This window comes from Fructilactobacillus sanfranciscensis (genome assembly GCF_029023685.1).
Classification (GTDB): Bacteria; Bacillota; Bacilli; order Lactobacillales; family Lactobacillaceae; genus Fructilactobacillus; species Fructilactobacillus sanfranciscensis.
Window position 1 is genome coordinate 243,614 of record NZ_CP118925.1, and the last position, 16,488, is coordinate 260,101.

Sequence of the window (16,488 nt, forward strand, 5' to 3'; positions counted from 1 at the left end):
AAAAGAGAACTCGTTCGAGTTCTCTTTTTTTGTGGTTAAATTTTCATTTCTGATGGAAGTGGGGCAGTAACATCTAATGAATTGTGATAAAACGGAGTCTTCATTTCCACTTTCCATGAATGCAATAACATTGGCTTTTGTAAATTAGCTTTCACATCGTAAAGGGGATCATTGATAATTGGGTGATTTAAACTAGCTAAGTGAACGCGAATTTGATGTGTTCGGCCAGTTTCTAATTGAACCTTTAACAATGAATTACCTGCTACTTCTTTAACGACTTGATAATGCGTGATAGCCCGTTTAGCATCCTCACCATTAATTTTACGCTTGCGTTGGTCCGTCAAATCACGACCAATTGGTAAATTAATAGTACCCGATAATTGTTTGAAATGTCCTCGAACCCAAGTTAAATAAGTTCGTTTAACTGCTTTTTCTCTAATTAATCGAGTTAATATAGGAACAACAACTAGATTTTTCGCAATGATTAATGCACCACTGGTTTGTTGATCTAATCGATGAACAATGTAAGGTTTTTGGGGATCGAGATAGCCAGCTGCATAGTTTAAGGTTGCATGACTTTCGTCTGGCTGGTTAGCATGCGTCTTATCTCCTCGATCTTTATTAACAATCATGAAATCTTCGTTTTCCCAAAGGACCTTTAATGGCTTAGATTGATCAACAATCAACGGTTGGTGTGGAGCAGTGAAGTCTTCAGCTGTAAAAGTTAAATCAATTTGATCACCAGCATGAATTTTAAAATTCATTGGTAAATATTTTTGATTAACTTTAACGCGGAAATGCGTTCTAAGCGAAAAAATCAGATGTTTAGGTAGTAATAAGTAATCGCTTAAATATGCTCTTACAGATTGATTATCAAAGCTATTTGGAACCTTTAACTGATAATGATAAACTGACATAATTTTCTCCAAAGAAAAAGGTCCATCGGATGATGGGCCTTTTTAATAATTAATTATTTAACGATTAAAACATCGGGTTTTGCAACTCTAACGACATAGTTAGTAACAGAACCTACAACTAATCTTTCAACAGCTGTAAGTCCAGTAGCGCCAATTACGATTAAATCATCGTTATGATCATTAGGAAATTCTTGAGCAATAATTTTCTTTGGGTTACCAAAACGCATGTGAATTGAAACATCGCTTAAACCTTGTTTAATAGCAGTTTGCTTTAAAGTTTCGAGAATTTCTTTAGTTTGATCAGTTAGTTTATAAACGGTGTCAGCTGAAACTGCATTACCGTAATTACGGTTAAACTGGGTTACTTGAATAACGTTTAAAATATCCAAATGACTACCGTTTTGTTTTGCAAGTTCAATTGCTCTATCTAATACGGGCATCGTATCTTCTCCGCCATCAACTGGAGCTAAAATACGTTCATAGTTTTTTGCCATTTCGATCACCTCATAATTTCTATTTCCTATAGTATAACATTTTTCCAGTTAATCTATAATAATTTTCCTTTGAAGTAGGAGCACTTTTAATTTGTAAACTAAATACGAATTATAAGTTCGAAAAAAATCATATTTTAAGTTTTTTTGTTGACACTTTTACTTTAAAATGATTAAATGATAACAACTAAAAGGGAAGAAGCTCAGATAATGTAACTAAAAATTCAGCTAGTTATGTTGACAATTCTATGGTTGCTTAACTGTGTGGTTAGTCAGAATTTCTTTGATAAATTCTGAAAAGCTCATTAAACAAGCAATTGTTGATGAGCTTTTTAATTTAATTGATGTGTAGGAGAAAATATTATGACATTCAAATATTCAAACAGCGTACCAAAAAGTAATGAAAATGCCACTGCTGATATTTTAAAGGCTGCTTCAGATCCCAAAGTAATTTCATTTGCAGGTGGTTTGCCAGCTGCAGAACTTTTTCCAGTTGAACAAATGAAAGCTGCTTCGGATAAGATTTTTGACTTATATGGTCAGGAAGTTTTGCAATACGCTAGCACCCTTGGCTATCTTGGACTACGTAAAGAAATTGTGAAAATGATGAAAGAACGTGCTGTTGAAACGTCAGTTGATAACATTGCGGTTACTACTGGATCACAACAAGCCATTGATTTAGTAGCACGAATGTTGATTAATCCTGGTGACGTGGTCATTACAGAAGACCCAACTTATCTAGCAGCGATTGATGTTTTTAAATCTTACGGTGCTGAAATGGTCGGAGTTCCAATGGATGAAGACGGAATTAAGACCGATGCCTTAGCAGAAACTGTAAAGAAATATCCCGAAGCTAAATTCATTTACACCATTCCTAACTTCCAAAACCCAACTGGGAGAACGATGGCAATTGAGAGACGTAAAGAATTAATTAAAATTGCTAATGAAGCTGATCTTCCTGTCTTAGAAGATGATCCTTATGGTGCAATTAGATATGCTGGCGAATTTTTACCTTCATTGAAACATTTCGATACAGAGGGACGGGTAATTTATTTAAGTTCTTTTTCTAAAATTCTAGCTCCAGGAATGCGTTTAGGTTGGATAGTTGCTAGTCAAGATTTTATGGCTAAGTTTGCTTTATTAGAACAAAATGCTGATTTACACGCCGATAATTTAGCACAATACGTTGTTGTGCAATTCTTACAAGATGTTGATGTAACGGAACATATTAAGAAAATTACTGATGTTTACGAACACCGGGCTACTTTAATGTTGCAAGAAATTGACAAACAATTCCCTAAAAACGTGCATCACAGTATTCCACAAGGGGGAATGTTTATCTGGGTCGAAGTTCCAGGTGTTGATACTAAACAATTATTTGATGAATGTATCAAACATGATGTAGCCTTTGTCCCTGGATCTGCTTTCTTCGCTAATGAAGAACAACCAGGAACGTTCCGGATGAACTTCTCCAACATGAACGATGAACAAATCGTTGAGGGAGTTAAACGGATGGGTGCAGCAATTAAAGCGGTACAAAATTAAGTTTAATAAGCAAAAAAGAGAACTCTTGTGAGTTCTCTTTTAATTTGAAGTGATTTTTTTGCATTGAGATTGGTATCAGCAACAAAATTTCGCTATACTAAACTTAGAGGATGAATATTTATGCAAACAATTAAAATGATAGTGTGGTCATTGATTTCTTTACTAATGTTTTTAGTGTTGAACTACATCATGCATTTACCAGCCATTGGCATGCAATCCAGTGACTTAATGCGAACCAATTTAATGGCCATTGGACTTTTTGGAATTCCGTTATTATTGACGGTCTTTCGTTTAAGAGTTGGTTTTTATTTCTTAGCGCTGATCCAATTGATTTACACCGTGGGTTACTTTAGTGCAGCTTATCAAGTTACCATGTTAAGTCATGCTCATGTGTTTAGTAAAATTGCCGTTATGGTGGTCGTTATAATTGCTTTATTAATCAACGTTTATTGGTTTATGTTGGCTTGGAAATTTCGAAAAGCCACCACTAAAGCACGAACAGAACGTTACATGAAATATAGAAAATAGATAGGTGAAAAAATGAAAATTGAAGAAGCAGATTTCATTGCAGAAGCATCAGCAACTGAATATGCCATTAAAAATTTTGAAACTACGTTAGCAGATTTAAAAAAGAAGCCAGCTCAAGTCTTACAACCCATGTGTGATTTTATCGAAGCAGGGATTAATTCTGATAAAATCAGTAGTGCAGAATTATTTTTGCCTAAAAGTGATATTACGATTAAGCTTCAAATGTCGATCATTAACTTGCCGTTAGAATACGCCAAGAATATTAATAAAATTATGGTGGGTGATGGAGTCGTACCAGTTAACGTCTATATGATTATCGCTTCACCATTCATTAATAAATCTAAAATGCGAATTGACGAGTTAGCACTTTCTGATGAATTTGTGAAAAATTTGCCGGACATGGTCACTCAATTTGTCGATTGGACCAAGCTCCAGCTGGATCAAATTGAAGCCCATGAAGCAGAAGCAGCCGATGAAAAATCAGAAGATACTGCAGATTAGCTATTTTAGGATAGCTGTGGTATACTATTTATATGCGAAGAGCCGAAATAAGCATAGCTTATTTTTTTGCTAGGAACCATGTTTTCCGCCGAATTGCGGATGGTTTGATTAGATAGACGATGTGAACGTCCCTAATCCGTTTGAATTTATTCAAATGCCTACGAAAAAAGAGGATTGACATTTATGTCAGTCCTCTTTTTTTGGTTTAAATTATTTATCGTAATTAGTTCGAGTAAGGCCCATGTAATAAGCATCATGGTAACTTCCCATGGCATAAAATTGGTCTTTAATGGTTCCTTCGGTTTCAAAGCCTAGCTTTTTATAGATATGCACGGCAGCAGCATTTTCCACATCGACATATAAGTATAATTTGTGCATGTTATAAATCTGGAACATGTGGTCAATCATTTGTTGAAAAGCAATTTGCGCATAACCGTGACCTTGTTGTTTATCTAACATCGTGATTTTAATTTCACCAACACGCGCAATTTGATCAATATCAATCACTTCAACTAAACCAACTTTAATTTGGCGTTCAGCCATTCCTGATTCAGTAACGTTGATGGTCATACTAACGACATCATCAGCTTTGATGTGAGTATCAATAAATTGAGTTAGTTCGTCTTCATTAGCAAAAGGGGGACGGAACCAATAACGTAAAGTTGAAGGTTGTAAAAAAAGGTTACGGACTAAATTTTCATCTTCTGTATCTTTACTGAGAGGTAATAAATTTACTTGTTCGTTGAGCATAATTTCTCCTATTTAACTAGATAAACTTGATCATGAATTAGATCAAAGTGAGGGTAGTATTGGTTTAAAGTATCGATCCCAGTATTTTTTACAAATTCAGCATTTTGCCAAAATGTTTTGGAGTTAGTAGCACCGTTTTTTTCACCAATCACAATTAGTTGAACTGGGTTACCATCTTTACGAATGGCTTCTAATAATTCATTATCAATTGGTACGCCATCTGGTGACCAACACATAATGATGTAATCAACTTGATCTTTGTACTTATGATAGGCATCTAATGCTGAAAGTTTTTCAATCGGAACTAATTGGTGTTTGCCAGTTTCGTTTTCTTTTTGCCATTCCAAACTATCAGTAGTGATAATGTTAGCACGATGGTCTTTTAGGCCTTTAGAAATATAACCATTTCCGGCCATGATTTCTAATGTGGGCTTACCATCTAAAAATTTAGCTAACTGATTAGTGAAAGAAGAAGAAATATAAGCCCACATACCGTATTGTTCTTCTAAATAATCCCGAAAACCACGAAGCTGTTGATCTAGCTTGGGAAGGTCATTCGATAGCTTATCCCACTCTGCATCACCTTCGGGATTTCCAAAATCATACTTTTGGTTAATTTTTTGGTAGATTTGATCTTGAATGTCATCAGGTAACTGTAAGTTTGGTAAATCTTGGGGTAATTGTTTTAATGATAAGAGATGGTCCGCCATAAGAGCATGATTAAGTAGGAAATTAATCTCAGGATAGTCGTTAAATTCATCTCTAAATTGATTTAAACTTTGGATATAAGCGGGAACGGCTGGCTTAATTTGCTTATTTTTCTTCATTTTTTTAAGTAATTTTTTGCGATTCATCAGCTTAGCTCCTTAATAACCAAGGTCTAATTCTTCTTGATGATCATGGTCAGTTGCTTTCCGTTCTTTTTTACCATGAAGGTACCCATCAATTAATTGATAGATTTCATATCGATCAGATCCACTAATGGGTTGTTCATTAAAATATAAATCAGTTCCAGAAATAAATAGTTTTGAAATATCAATATTTTCACTGTCAACGCGTCCACTAATATAATCCATGGAAACATTAAAATATGTAGCGAGTTTGCGAACTTCGATATAGGATGGATTTCGAATACCACGTTCCCAATTTCCAATTTGAGAAGCAGTATTTTCGTGAGCTTCATCAGTAGCAAACATTTTGTTTAGTTCATCAGCCAGTTCTGCTAAGGTGATGTGACGACCACTCCGCAAGGCTTTTAATCTTTCTGGAAACATACCTAAGCTCCTTAATGTGTAAATTCATTTATCTTTATTATAACCTAATTTATTGTCAAAAGAGAATGACCGGTTCGTTTAAAAATGACAAGTTAAATGGTATGATTAAGATAAATAGAAAAATCGAATTTTAAAATTTAAAAATAGAGAGAGGGAAAGCTCAATGCAAGTCCTTTTAGTTGCCATTGTTTGTATGGTACTGAGTGGCGTGGTTGGTTATGTTTTGCAAAATAAGCAACTTAAATTACGTCTTTCTGTAGCTAAAAAACAGGCGGAAGAAATTGAAAAAAATAATCAGAATCAAATCAAAACTGCTGTTGCTGAAATTAACGCAACTAATGCAGAAGAATTACAACAATTACAAAATGACGAAGAATTAGAAATTGAAGAACAAAAAACAGAAAATGAAGCTCGTAGCCATCGTCTTGATTTTCGGGAAAAAAGCTTAGAAGGTTCAGAAGCTCGATTAAATAAAAGTCAACAATTGTTGGAAAATCATCAAGCCGAAAATAATAATATGAAACAACAAGTTGCTGAAACAAAACAAAAGGCTCGTGATTTAAAACAGGTTCGTGAAGATACAATTTATGAAAAAAGTAAGTTAACCCCTGAACAGGCTAAACAAGTAATTTTAACGAATACTGAAACCACTTTGAATCGTGACTATGAAGTTACAGTTCGGGAAAATCATGATGATATGGTTTTAAATGCCGCTAAAGAAGCGCGTAATTTAATGATGGAATCAATCCAAAGTGGGGTTCAAGATGTTCCGCGTGAGCATATTGAACGTAATATTGTGATTCCAGATCCTGGAATTAGAAATAAAATTACCGGTCATGATGAACAACGTTTACGTTTAATTGAATCATTGACCGGAGTGGATTTGATTTTCCATCCTGAACATGAAGAAATTTTGATTATTAGTACTAACGATCCAATCCGTCGCGAAATTGCGCGTAATGCCATCAATGAATTAATTACAGCCCGTTCTTTGAATAGTGGGGTAATTGAAAATATGATTGCAGAAGCTGAACGTCATGTGATGGATAATCTTCGTGTCTTTGGTGAAGAAACTTGTGCTAAACTTCATCTTGGTTGGGTTCATCCTGACATGATGAAGATTTTAGGCCGCTTAAAGTATCGGACTAGTTATGGTCAAAATGTCTTACAACATTCGGTAGAAGTTGCTGAATTATGTGGCATTATGGCGGCTGAGCTCGGGATAAATGTACGCTTAGCTAAGCGGTCAGGAATGTTTCATGATATTGGAAAAGCAATTGACCGCGAAGTTAACGGAACTCACGTTGAATTGGGTGTTAAGATTGCCGAAGCGTATGGTGAAGATCCAATTGTCGTTAATTCAATTGCTTCATCTCATGGAGACATCGAAACTGATAATTTAATTGCTATTTTAGTAAAAGTAGCGGATTCAATGTCGGGAGCACGTCCAGGAGCTCGAAGTGAATCGGTTGAAGAATACATCAATCGTTTGAAGGGACTTGAAAGAATTGCTAACTCTCATGAAGGAGTTAAGGAAAGTTACGCAATTCAAGCCGGTCGTGAAATTCGAATCATCGTTAATCCAAAAGTAGTTGATGATGAAATGAGCCAAAAGATTACTGAAGAAGTTTGCGAACAAGTCGAGAACGAACTTACTTATCCAGGTAAAATAAAAGTTACTACAATTAGAAAATTATCTGCTGTTGAATATGTTGGTGGGAAACCTGCACCAAAGAAAAAACAACACGTTAGCTAACAAAAAGGAATTCCATGATTGGAATTCCTTTTTTATTTAATGACTTTGAAGTTACGAGTTTTATCAGCATCAATATTGGGATGTTGTTTGAGATATCCCGCAATTAAATTACTCATGGTAACAGTGTTATATTTAATGACTTTATCTTCATTATACATTGGATAATGACCACCACCAACAGCACGGTATGCGTTTAATGCAACCTTTAGCTTCATTTTGTTAGTGATTGGTTTGCCATGATATGTTGGATTAAGTACCCGATGGCCGATAGGATTGGAAACCTTAATGGTGTAATCAATTCCAGCGTACATATCATAATTGTAATCGCGAATCTTAGGGTGATGGTATTTAGGATCAACAATAATTTGATCATTTTTAATCATAAAGTATTCTGTAGTTTTTTCTAAAGCTGCCTTTAAGTCAGCACCAGTAATTTCGACTAATGCTAAGGTATTTGGATAAACGTAGTTAGTAATGATGTTCCTCATCGTAATTGGGTTTTCAAATCCACGGGCTTCATTAGAGAACAATGCAGTAGCTGAAATATCACAACCCATTGTTTCCATTTGCACTTTTTGGATGAAATTAATGAAAGCTGATCCGTGAATTCTAACTTGGAAAGGATCATCATAATGCATTGAACCTTCAATTCGAGCAAGTGGTTCGGCTAACCATTTTTCAACTTGATTTTCAACTGGCTGGATGACTTCTTTAACTACTTTATCTGGTTTTTCTTCACCAGTCTTAATGATTTTTTGAGTACTGTGGGCCACAACATATTTGCCATTTTCTTTTTCAATGGTTAGTTGGATTTTACCAACATAGTTACCACGGTGTCCGGGTTGGACATAAGGAATCCCGAAAAGTTTACCCGCTAAAGCACGATGCTGATGACCAGTTACCATGACATCAATTCCAGGAACTTTTTGCATAATTTCGTATGCTTCGTTTTCACCATCAATCTTATCGTTGGGATTACCAGTTCGTAAGTCTCTTTCAAAACCACCATGATATAAAACCACCACGATATCTGCTTTTTTGCGCATTTCGGGGATGAATTTTTGGGCAGCTTCCAGAGCTGAAGTAAATTTCAAACCGGCGACACTTGCTTTATTTTCCCAAGCATCAACTGATTGAGTGGTTAAACCAATTACTCCGACTTTTAAGTCCCCATATTGTTTAATTTCGTATGGCTTACCAAAAGCAGATTCACCATTTTCGTTTAAAATATTGGCAGATACAAATTTTCGTTTTGCTTTTTTAATGGCGTTTCGTAAATACGCTTGACCGTAATTAAATTCATGATTACCAATGGTACCAAAATCATAATCGACTGTATTAAAGGCGTCGGTAATGGCACTTGGCTGACTATTATTTTGCACTTCAGCTTGATAGTATGCTAAAGGCGAACCTTCAAGAAAATCACCGTCATCTAAAATTAGAGTATTTTCTGCTTTTAATTGCTCTTTTCGAATCGTTGAGGCTGCTTTTTCAAAACCAAATGGCATATTAGCATTTGGCTTAACATAGTTAGTTGGAGCAAGGTAACCATGTGTGTCACTGGTAGTTAAAATCGTTAGTTTCATATGCAGCCTCCATATTAGGTTTGTGTAATGTATAAATTATAATATTAATCTACCATTGTGTAAATTTATTATTAACATTCTCTAACTAATTCCTAAAAAATGATAATAATTCATTAAGTATTGTAAAGTTTATTGACGAAAAGTTTGGTTATGATATAGTTAAGGTGTTAGATAAATAGTCAAGATTTATCTAACACCTAACACGTCTTTCAATATGAGGAGGTTGTTTTAATATGTTGAACTTATATGTTGCCCCTAGTAGTGCTTCAAGCCGTAAAGCTCGCACTTGGTTAAAGGATCATGAAATTTCATTTAAGGAAAGAAACATTAATTCAAAACCATTAAATGCTGATGAAGTTAAATGCATTTTACGCCTAACAGAAAATGGTAGTGAGGATATTATTTCAACTAGATCGAATATTTTCAAGAAACTTCATCTTGATTTAGATGATCTTTCATTAGGTCAATTGGTTGATTTACTAGTTAAGTATCCAGATTTAATCAAGCGTCCAATTATCTTTGATGATAAACGCCTTGAAGTTGGATACAATGAAGAAGAAATCAGAAGATTTTTACCTCGTGATATCAGACAAGCTGAACTTAAACAATTAGAAGAAAAACTTAGAGCATAAAAAAATGAATACGTCCCTTGGGGCGTTTTTTTGATATGGAGAAATAAAGATGATTAAAATGATTGCGTTAGACTTAGATAATACTTTGCTAACTTCAGACAAAACGATTAGTAAAGTTAATGAAAATGAATTAAAAAAATTACATCAAGCAGGGATTAAAGTCGTTTTATGTACGGGACGTCCGATTAATGCGATTTGGAAATTTATTGAACAATTAGGACTTGATGATGAAGACGATTATACCATTACTTTCAACGGAGGCTTGGTAGTTCACAATCGTGATAAGGCTGAATTGTCTAGAATCGGAATGAGTAAAAAACAATTGGAACCGTTTTTTACTTATGCTAAAGAAAAGGGATATCCATTAGATATTCTTGATTTTAAACAAGTTTATCCTATGTCAGAATTAAACCCTTCCATTTATCATCAAATGTTGGCCGCAAAAATGGATTTTATCCCAACTAAATTTAATGATTTGTCAGATAAATTGTATTCAAAGGCAATTATGGCAACGACACCGAAAATCCTAGATGAAGTTGTTGCAAACATGCCTAAATCAATTTCAGAAAACTACCATATTGTGAGATCACAAGATCGAATTTTAGAATTTTTACCTGCTAACAGTGATAAAGCGGCCGGATTAGAAAAACTATTACACCATTTTGGTTGGGACTTCTCTAATTTAATGGCATTTGGCGATGCTGAAAATGATGCTGGAATGTTAGAACATGCTAAAGTTGGAGTTGCAATGGAAAATGCGATTCCAGCAATTAAAAAAATTGCCAATGCAGAAACCTTATCTAATGATCAAGATGGGGTCGCCGTCTTTTTAAAAAACTATTTTAAAACTTTAAACAGCTAAATTCTTAACTTTATTTTACTTAAAAATCGCAAAAATCATTAAAATCTTAATATTTTATAAAAAACATGTTGACTTTCTTTTAAATTAAGGCGTAATTATAAAAAAAGAAATCGGAGGCATGTTATGAAAAACTCAATGATGAACTTGAATACTAATTTAGTCTTGATTGCTATTAACTTAATTAAAGTAAAGCAGTCGAGCACTTTGTGTCGGCTAAACAAAATTGGTCGACCAGAGGATATCATTGAATAATCATATTCATGTACACGCTGGTTAGAGCCATACTCTAACTGGCGTTTTTTATTTCAATTTTTTAATTGTTTTATATAAAAGGAGGAAAAATTATGACAACTACAACGCAAACTAAAAGCAAATTTGTTCCAGAAGCTACTCCCACAACTTTTGGATGTAAGCTGATTCCTGAGACAACTTTTAAGAGAGGGTATAATGAATAAATCGTCTCTCAAAAGGAAGGAATTTTTACATGCCAACTCGTTACGACAAAGAATTCAAACAAAACATCATCAACCTATATAAACAAGGCGAATCAGCCGCCCAACTGGCCAGAGAATATGGCATTGACTATTCAACCGTTCATAAGTGGATCTAGGGCCAAGCCAAAACTCAATCCGGTAAATCACCAGACGAAATTAAAGCGATGGAAAAGCGACTGGCTTCGCTGTCTGAGGAGAACGAAATCCTAAAAAAAGCCCTGGGCTTCCTTGCGCAGAAGTAACCAATATCTTTGATTACATTCACCAAGAAAGCCATCACCACCAGGTAACCAAGATGTGCCGAATCCTCGGTGTTTCCAGAGCTCAGTATTATCGTTATCGATCCCCCAAACCTTCCAAACGCCGGGCCGAAGATGCGGACTTGAAACAACGGATTCTGCGGATCTTTGCGGAATTTAAACAGCGATACGGTGTTATGAAGATCCACCATGAATTGAATCTGGAACTTCAACCACTGCAGCTTCGGTGCAGTCCACGACGGATTTTCCGGCTCATGAAGGAACTGGATATCCACTCCGTTACCGTCAATAAGTGGAAAGCGGCTTCGGCTTCCAAAACCAAGGTTGAACAGCGTCCCAACTTGCTTAAGCAGGATTTCTCGACCACTGGTTTAAATCAAAAATGGACCGCTGATATGACCTATATTCAAACGAAGCGTAATGGCTGGTGTTACTTATCAACCATCATGGACCTGCACTCACGACGGATTATCGGCTATTCGTTCTCAAAAAAGATGAATACTGATTTAGTCTTAAAAACCCTGGAAAGCGCGATTAAAAATCGAACCATTACTGGGGACCTGATTATCCACACAGACTTAGGATCACAGTACACCAGCGATGATTACAACCAACGGTTAACAGAACTACATATCCGCCACTCTTACAGCCGTAAGGGGTGTCCATACGATAATGCACCAATGGAATCTTTTCATGCTTCCCTCAAAAAGGAATGTGTTTATCCAGTGCCGGTCTTTGAGAATTATGAAACTGCCGCTGCCGTTCTTTTTGAATATGTGCATGCTTTCTACAATAGGAAGAGAATTCATAGTTCACTGGGCTACCAGACACCCTTACAAGTTGAAATTGCAACACTTACGAGCCAAATGGCCGCCTGATTTAATGCTTTCCAGGGTTCAAATAAGTTATTAATCACGATTAATGATTTATTTGAGCTGTGGAAGGTAAACGCGGTTCTGAATGTCTCTTAAAACCTGTCTCAAATATTGACTTCAATCCATGCCTAAAATTTGTCATTAATAAGTGCATTTTAATGAATATTACTTCACCATAAATAGTAAAATTAAACTATAATGAAAGTAACAATTGAGGAGCACAAACATGGCTTTAAAAAATGAAAAGAATTTAACTGAATTTATTAAAAAACACTATTTTAAAATTACTTCATATATAGTATTGGGTATTCTAGTTATCGTTATTTCTGGATCTCTTTTTAAATTACAACAAAGAAGAGAAACTATTGAAAAAATAAGGCTTGAACGAATTCAGACGCAACGAGAAAAGTATACAGCTATAAATCTTGACGATTATCAGTTTAATTCTGAGAGTTTTATGTATAAATTTAATCAATTTCAAGGACAAATCGTTGAAAAACATAACGTTAGTAAAGATGTTTTTCCCTGGACTAGAAATAAACACAATATTACTAATAGTGAAGAAAAAGAAGCTAAGACATTGCTAAAACAATCGTATTCGTTGAGCTCTAAATCAAAGAAATTTGACCCAGCCAATCCACAAATTAAAGTGATTAAGTCTAATTTGGAATACACGAATAGTTGGTTAAATTCTTTAACTAAATAAAAAATAGGATCTGAATGTAAAAGTTCAGGTCCTATTTTTTTATAAATTTATGTATTTTTTCAATATTCAATAGTTAGTTAATCTAACAATATTTCAATTATAAGGAAAAAAGCGTGTAATTTAACAAGAATTAACGGACAATGTTGAATAAATAAGAAAGGGTCGACGGGATGAAAGAAATTGATAAGTGGAAATTAGAAGAAAAATTAGGTATTAAGTGTAGAAAATAATTTGTGTGAATTACAAAACTTAGCAAAAATCATTCATCAGTTTGGAAGTATCAGTACCAATGAAGACCGTTTTATAATGATTGCAAGAAAAAAGTAGGTATCAAAAAAGCCTAAGCATTAGCCTAGACTTCCGAGATTATTATTTCAATTTATTAAACAAAGTCAAGAAGTTATCCATAAACACTTTAAGGTAACGTTCTTTATCAACGGTCACAGCTACATTGACGTTTGTTTCTGGGTCATTTAAACGAGCCTTATCACCAATGGTTCTAGCGTAGTAAGCGTCGTGTTCAGTTGTTACCATGATGTTCATATGAAGATAGTCTACAAAACTAGGGTCGATTGCTACTCCGACGGCCAATGGATCATGAAGGGAACAACCACCGAGTTCTGGGTAAATGTCATCGTAAACGTCGATGTAAAAATCAACGATATCAGCCATTTTTTCACCAGCTTCAGTATTAGTTTCCCGCCATTGCTTAGTTTCTTTTTTAGTAAGCAAAGTCCGAAGGGTGACATCTAATCCAACCATGGTAATTTCAAGGTCGCTAGTAAACATTTCATTAGCAGCCACAGGGTCTTGTTCGATATTAGCTTCAGCAACAGGTGTAACGTTACCAGGAACAGTCAAAGCACCACCCATGATAGTGATGTTACCAACCATTTTCATTGCGTCATGGTCTTTTTTGATAGCAGCAGCGATGTTAGTCATTGGACCAGTAGCCACGACTGTCAGATCTTTCCCATATTTCTTAGCTGATTCAATTAAGAAATCAACCCCATTTTGTGGTTCTGCACTAGTTTCAGTTTCGGTTAATTCAACATCACCAATTCCATTTTCTCCATGAATTTGGGCATTGATTGCGATTCTTTGATATTTATGATCTAATGGATCAGTTTCCCCGATAAAGACAGGAACGTTATCTGCATGAAGTAAATGTAACACTTTAAGGGCATTGTCAGCAGCTCTTTGTGCATCGATATTACCATATGAAGAAAGAACTCCAATTAATTCGACTTCTGGATCAGCAACGGCGTAAGTGATGGCCATTGCATCATCAACACCAGTATCTACGTCTAAAATCATTTTCTTAACACTCATGAGTTTTCCTCCAGTAATTGTTAGCTTATTTTCTCTATAATACTGGATTTTTAACTATAACTCAATAGTTTTATACTAAAAAACGAACAAATTTAGGATATTATTCCAAAACTTGTTCGTTTTTAATTAATTGTACATGTATTGAGCAATGATTTTGTTAACAGCTGGATTTTCATGAAGCATTGAGTGTTGTGCTTGTTGTGGATCACCATGGTAGACCATGAATTTATAACTCTTCACGTGACCTTTAACGAGGGTTCCAAATGGTTTAACCTCTTGCGTTGGAATCAATCCATCACTTCCAGTATGATCAATGTCACCACAGAAGTTTAAGATTTCCAAGTTCTTAGGCAAGTTTTTGATATTCTTATCGTGAAGTGGATAAGTATTAGCCATTGAAACAAAGTGATCAACTTGTGGAAGATCTTTGGCCGGCACTTTATTTAACCCATCTTTATCAGTAAGGTAGTTATAAATGATTTCACCACCAGAAGAATGACCAATCAAATTAACATGTTTGATTCCATATTTTTGGTGAAGATATCTCATTAAGTTAGGCATTAAACGTGCTTCTTGAGCGGGCTTATTATTAGTTTGGAAGTTAGCTTGAATAACTGGATTATTTTTACCAACTTTAGCAAATTGTTTAGTAGTTTCCACTTTACCGTCATTCTTGACATAAACTTGGAGAGCACGAGTTGCTACACCATCCTTGTCCCAAGATGATACCATGTAATCAGAAGTGATAAAGTTACCACCTAGTCCAGGAATGAACACGGTTGCTGTTCTAGTTTGTTTGACGGCATACGATGATTCTTTATGAGCGTTGTAGTACCATCCGCCAAACCCAACAGCTAGGATTAAAATAAAAATGCTGAAAATAAGTGTCTTTTTGTATTTCATAATGGTAAAATTTCCTTTGTAAATAAATTTTAGATTAGAGTTGATTATAAATGTCGCGCAAACTATATGATATCACAATTATTGGTGGTGGCCCTATAGGAATGTTTGCTGGATTTTATGCAGGAATGAGAAATGCTAAAGTTCAGATTATTGAAAGTCTTTCTGAATTAGGAGGACAAGTTAATGCTTTATATCCAGAGAAAACGATTCTGGATGTGGCTGGATTTGCTGGACTAAAGGGTTCTGAATTGATTAACAATCTACAAACCCAATTAGATACTATGCCAGAAGTAGAACAACGTGTTGGAACTAAGGTAACCAATGTTATTCGTAAAGATGATCATTTTGAAATCGAAACTGATCAAGCAACTTATGAAACTAAAGCTGTGATCTTAGCTACAGGAAATGGATCATTCAAGCCGCGAGAATTACGAGCAGATAATGTTGATGCAGTTGCTGAAAAGTTCATCACTTACAGTGTTAGAGACCTTAAAAAGTTTGCTAATCAAGATGTTATAGTTGCTGGTGGAGGAGACTCTGCTGTTGATATGGCTTTGATGTTAGAACCAGTTGCTAATCATGTTTCATTATTACATCGTCGCAATGAATTTCGTGGCTTAGAAAACATGGTCGATAAATTAAAAGCATCATCAGTTGAAATTTTGACTCCATATTTGATTAAACAACTTGATGAAATTGATGGAAGACTTCAAGTGACTGCTAAGAAGCTTAAAACAGATGATGAATCAACGTTTATGGCTGACAAGTTAGTCGTTAATTATGGCTTTATTTCTAACAATAAAGATTTAGAAAGTTGGCAAATTCAACCAGCTTTAAATCATCATTTAGTAGAAGTTAATTCAGAGATGGAAACTTCTGAACCAGGTGTATTTAGTATTGGTGATCAAGCAACTTATCCTGGAAAGGATACTTTGATTGTTACTGGTTTTGGTGAAGCTCCCGTTGCCATTAATGAAATTATGAAACGTCTTTACCCAGATCGACGGATGCCAATTCATAGTACGGCGTTACACAAATAAAATGTTAAATAAAAATTTCAGATCAATTGATCTGGA

Annotated in this window: 18 protein-coding genes; 10 read left to right on the top strand and 8 right to left on the bottom strand. The window is 35.0% G+C overall.

Annotated features, from left to right (window positions below; all coding sequences use genetic code 11):
- Nucleotides 1–35: 35 nt before the first annotated feature.
- Nucleotides 36–917 (bottom strand): RluA family pseudouridine synthase, encoded by an 882-nt coding sequence (locus PY770_RS01195; RefSeq protein WP_275046007.1) that lies wholly within the window; start codon nt 915–917, stop codon nt 36–38.
- 53 nt (nt 918–970) lie between these two features.
- Nucleotides 971–1,411, bottom strand: coding sequence for a universal stress protein (locus tag PY770_RS01200; protein WP_056958605.1), 441 nt, complete (start codon nt 1,409–1,411; stop codon nt 971–973).
- A gap of 360 nt (nt 1,412–1,771) precedes the next feature.
- Here PY770_RS01200 and PY770_RS01205 point away from each other — a divergent pair, with 360 nt between their 5' ends.
- The 3 genes from PY770_RS01205 (at nt 1,772) to PY770_RS01215 (ending at nt 3,982) form a co-directional block, all read left to right on the top strand.
- Complete coding sequence (locus tag PY770_RS01205; RefSeq protein WP_275046008.1) at nt 1,772–2,953, top strand: aminotransferase-like domain-containing protein; 1,182 nt, start codon at nt 1,772–1,774, stop codon at nt 2,951–2,953.
- A gap of 120 nt (nt 2,954–3,073) precedes the next feature.
- On the top strand, nt 3,074–3,481 hold the full coding sequence (locus PY770_RS01210; RefSeq protein ID WP_275046009.1) for a hypothetical protein: 408 nt from the start codon (nt 3,074–3,076) through the stop codon (nt 3,479–3,481).
- 12 nt (nt 3,482–3,493) lie between these two features.
- Entirely contained in the window at nt 3,494–3,982 is a 489-nt protein-coding gene (locus PY770_RS01215; RefSeq protein WP_056958612.1) for a hypothetical protein, read from the top strand.
- 210 nt (nt 3,983–4,192) lie between these two features.
- On the opposite strand, the gene PY770_RS01220 is transcribed toward PY770_RS01215, so the two are convergent.
- From PY770_RS01220 to PY770_RS01230, 3 genes are read right to left on the bottom strand one after another with little or no spacing between them, the layout of a single operon-like run.
- The gene (locus PY770_RS01220; protein WP_014081558.1) at nt 4,193–4,732 is read right to left on the bottom strand and encodes a GNAT family N-acetyltransferase; all 540 of its coding nucleotides are present in this window, start codon (nt 4,730–4,732) and stop codon (nt 4,193–4,195) included.
- An 8-nt stretch (nt 4,733–4,740) separates the two neighbouring features.
- Nucleotides 4,741–5,586 carry a hypothetical protein gene (locus PY770_RS01225; RefSeq protein ID WP_056958616.1) on the bottom strand — a complete coding sequence of 282 codons (846 nt, stop codon included), beginning with the start codon at nt 5,584–5,586 and terminating at the stop codon, nt 4,741–4,743.
- Nucleotides 5,587–5,598: 12 nt separating this feature from the next.
- Nucleotides 5,599–6,006 carry a helix-turn-helix domain-containing protein gene (locus PY770_RS01230; RefSeq protein ID WP_014081560.1) on the bottom strand — a complete coding sequence of 136 codons (408 nt, stop codon included), beginning with the start codon at nt 6,004–6,006 and terminating at the stop codon, nt 5,599–5,601.
- A gap of 163 nt (nt 6,007–6,169) precedes the next feature.
- Here PY770_RS01230 and rny point away from each other — a divergent pair, with 163 nt between their 5' ends.
- Nucleotides 6,170–7,762, top strand: a complete 1,593-nt coding sequence (gene rny, locus PY770_RS01235; RefSeq protein WP_168848123.1) for a ribonuclease Y — start codon at nt 6,170–6,172, stop codon at nt 7,760–7,762.
- 32 nt (nt 7,763–7,794) lie between these two features.
- Here the strand turns inward: rny and PY770_RS01240 are convergent, their stop codons facing one another.
- A complete protein-coding gene (locus tag PY770_RS01240) occupies nt 7,795–9,348 on the bottom strand; it encodes a bifunctional metallophosphatase/5'-nucleotidase (RefSeq protein WP_103428830.1) in 1,554 nt (517 codons plus the stop codon).
- Nucleotides 9,349–9,581: 233 nt separating this feature from the next.
- Here PY770_RS01240 and spx point away from each other — a divergent pair, with 233 nt between their 5' ends.
- The 5 genes from spx to PY770_RS01265 all read left to right on the top strand — a co-directional run bounded on the left by spx (nt 9,582) and on the right by PY770_RS01265 (nt 13,177).
- The gene (spx, locus tag PY770_RS01245) at nt 9,582–9,980 is read left to right on the top strand and encodes a transcriptional regulator Spx (RefSeq protein ID WP_103423635.1); all 399 of its coding nucleotides are present in this window, start codon (nt 9,582–9,584) and stop codon (nt 9,978–9,980) included.
- Between the two features lie 49 nt (nt 9,981–10,029).
- On the top strand, nt 10,030–10,842 hold the full coding sequence (locus tag PY770_RS01250; protein WP_275046010.1) for a Cof-type HAD-IIB family hydrolase: 813 nt from the start codon (nt 10,030–10,032) through the stop codon (nt 10,840–10,842).
- A gap of 484 nt (nt 10,843–11,326) precedes the next feature.
- Complete coding sequence (locus PY770_RS01255) at nt 11,327–11,452, top strand: IS3 family transposase (protein ID WP_014081567.1); 126 nt, start codon at nt 11,327–11,329, stop codon at nt 11,450–11,452.
- 143 nt (nt 11,453–11,595) lie between these two features.
- Complete coding sequence (locus PY770_RS01260) at nt 11,596–12,474, top strand: IS3 family transposase (protein WP_275046092.1); 879 nt, start codon at nt 11,596–11,598, stop codon at nt 12,472–12,474.
- A 223-nt stretch (nt 12,475–12,697) separates the two neighbouring features.
- Nucleotides 12,698–13,177 carry a hypothetical protein gene (locus tag PY770_RS01265; RefSeq protein ID WP_056958711.1) on the top strand — a complete coding sequence of 160 codons (480 nt, stop codon included), beginning with the start codon at nt 12,698–12,700 and terminating at the stop codon, nt 13,175–13,177.
- A 369-nt stretch (nt 13,178–13,546) separates the two neighbouring features.
- Here the strand turns inward: PY770_RS01265 and PY770_RS01270 are convergent, their stop codons facing one another.
- Both PY770_RS01270 and PY770_RS01275 read right to left on the bottom strand, forming a co-directional pair.
- The gene (locus tag PY770_RS01270; protein ID WP_103423632.1) at nt 13,547–14,509 is read right to left on the bottom strand and encodes a nucleoside hydrolase; all 963 of its coding nucleotides are present in this window, start codon (nt 14,507–14,509) and stop codon (nt 13,547–13,549) included.
- Nucleotides 14,510–14,635: 126 nt separating this feature from the next.
- Complete coding sequence (locus PY770_RS01275) at nt 14,636–15,412, bottom strand: alpha/beta hydrolase (protein WP_275046011.1); 777 nt, start codon at nt 15,410–15,412, stop codon at nt 14,636–14,638.
- Nucleotides 15,413–15,462: 50 nt separating this feature from the next.
- Here PY770_RS01275 and PY770_RS01280 point away from each other — a divergent pair, with 50 nt between their 5' ends.
- Nucleotides 15,463–16,452: an NAD(P)/FAD-dependent oxidoreductase gene (locus tag PY770_RS01280; RefSeq protein ID WP_056958717.1), complete on the top strand. Its 990-nt coding sequence runs from the start codon at nt 15,463–15,465 to the stop codon at nt 16,450–16,452.
- The last annotated feature ends 36 nt before the right edge of the window (nt 16,453–16,488 follow it).

Coding starts and splice junctions, on each gene's coding strand:
- PY770_RS01255 (WP_014081567.1), top strand. CDS start 11,327: ATGCCAACTCGTTACGACAAAGAATTCAAACAAAACATCATCAACCTA.
- PY770_RS01240 (WP_103428830.1), bottom strand. CDS start 9,348: ATGAAACTAACGATTTTAACTACCAGTGACACACATGGTTACCTTGCT.
- PY770_RS01265 (WP_056958711.1), top strand. CDS start 12,698: ATGGCTTTAAAAAATGAAAAGAATTTAACTGAATTTATTAAAAAACAC.
- PY770_RS01195 (WP_275046007.1), bottom strand. CDS start 917: ATGTCAGTTTATCATTATCAGTTAAAGGTTCCAAATAGCTTTGATAAT.
- PY770_RS01225 (WP_056958616.1), bottom strand. CDS start 5,586: ATGAATCGCAAAAAATTACTTAAAAAAATGAAGAAAAATAAGCAAATT.
- PY770_RS01230 (WP_014081560.1), bottom strand. CDS start 6,006: ATGTTTCCAGAAAGATTAAAAGCCTTGCGGAGTGGTCGTCACATCACC.
- spx (WP_103423635.1), top strand. CDS start 9,582: ATGTTGAACTTATATGTTGCCCCTAGTAGTGCTTCAAGCCGTAAAGCT.
- PY770_RS01200 (WP_056958605.1), bottom strand. CDS start 1,411: ATGGCAAAAAACTATGAACGTATTTTAGCTCCAGTTGATGGCGGAGAA.
- rny (WP_168848123.1), top strand. CDS start 6,170: ATGCAAGTCCTTTTAGTTGCCATTGTTTGTATGGTACTGAGTGGCGTG.
- PY770_RS01220 (WP_014081558.1), bottom strand. CDS start 4,732: ATGCTCAACGAACAAGTAAATTTATTACCTCTCAGTAAAGATACAGAA.
- PY770_RS01275 (WP_275046011.1), bottom strand. CDS start 15,412: ATGAAATACAAAAAGACACTTATTTTCAGCATTTTTATTTTAATCCTA.
- PY770_RS01280 (WP_056958717.1), top strand. CDS start 15,463: ATGTCGCGCAAACTATATGATATCACAATTATTGGTGGTGGCCCTATA.
- PY770_RS01205 (WP_275046008.1), top strand. CDS start 1,772: ATGACATTCAAATATTCAAACAGCGTACCAAAAAGTAATGAAAATGCC.
- PY770_RS01210 (WP_275046009.1), top strand. CDS start 3,074: ATGCAAACAATTAAAATGATAGTGTGGTCATTGATTTCTTTACTAATG.
- PY770_RS01215 (WP_056958612.1), top strand. CDS start 3,494: ATGAAAATTGAAGAAGCAGATTTCATTGCAGAAGCATCAGCAACTGAA.
- PY770_RS01250 (WP_275046010.1), top strand. CDS start 10,030: ATGATTAAAATGATTGCGTTAGACTTAGATAATACTTTGCTAACTTCA.
- PY770_RS01270 (WP_103423632.1), bottom strand. CDS start 14,509: ATGAGTGTTAAGAAAATGATTTTAGACGTAGATACTGGTGTTGATGAT.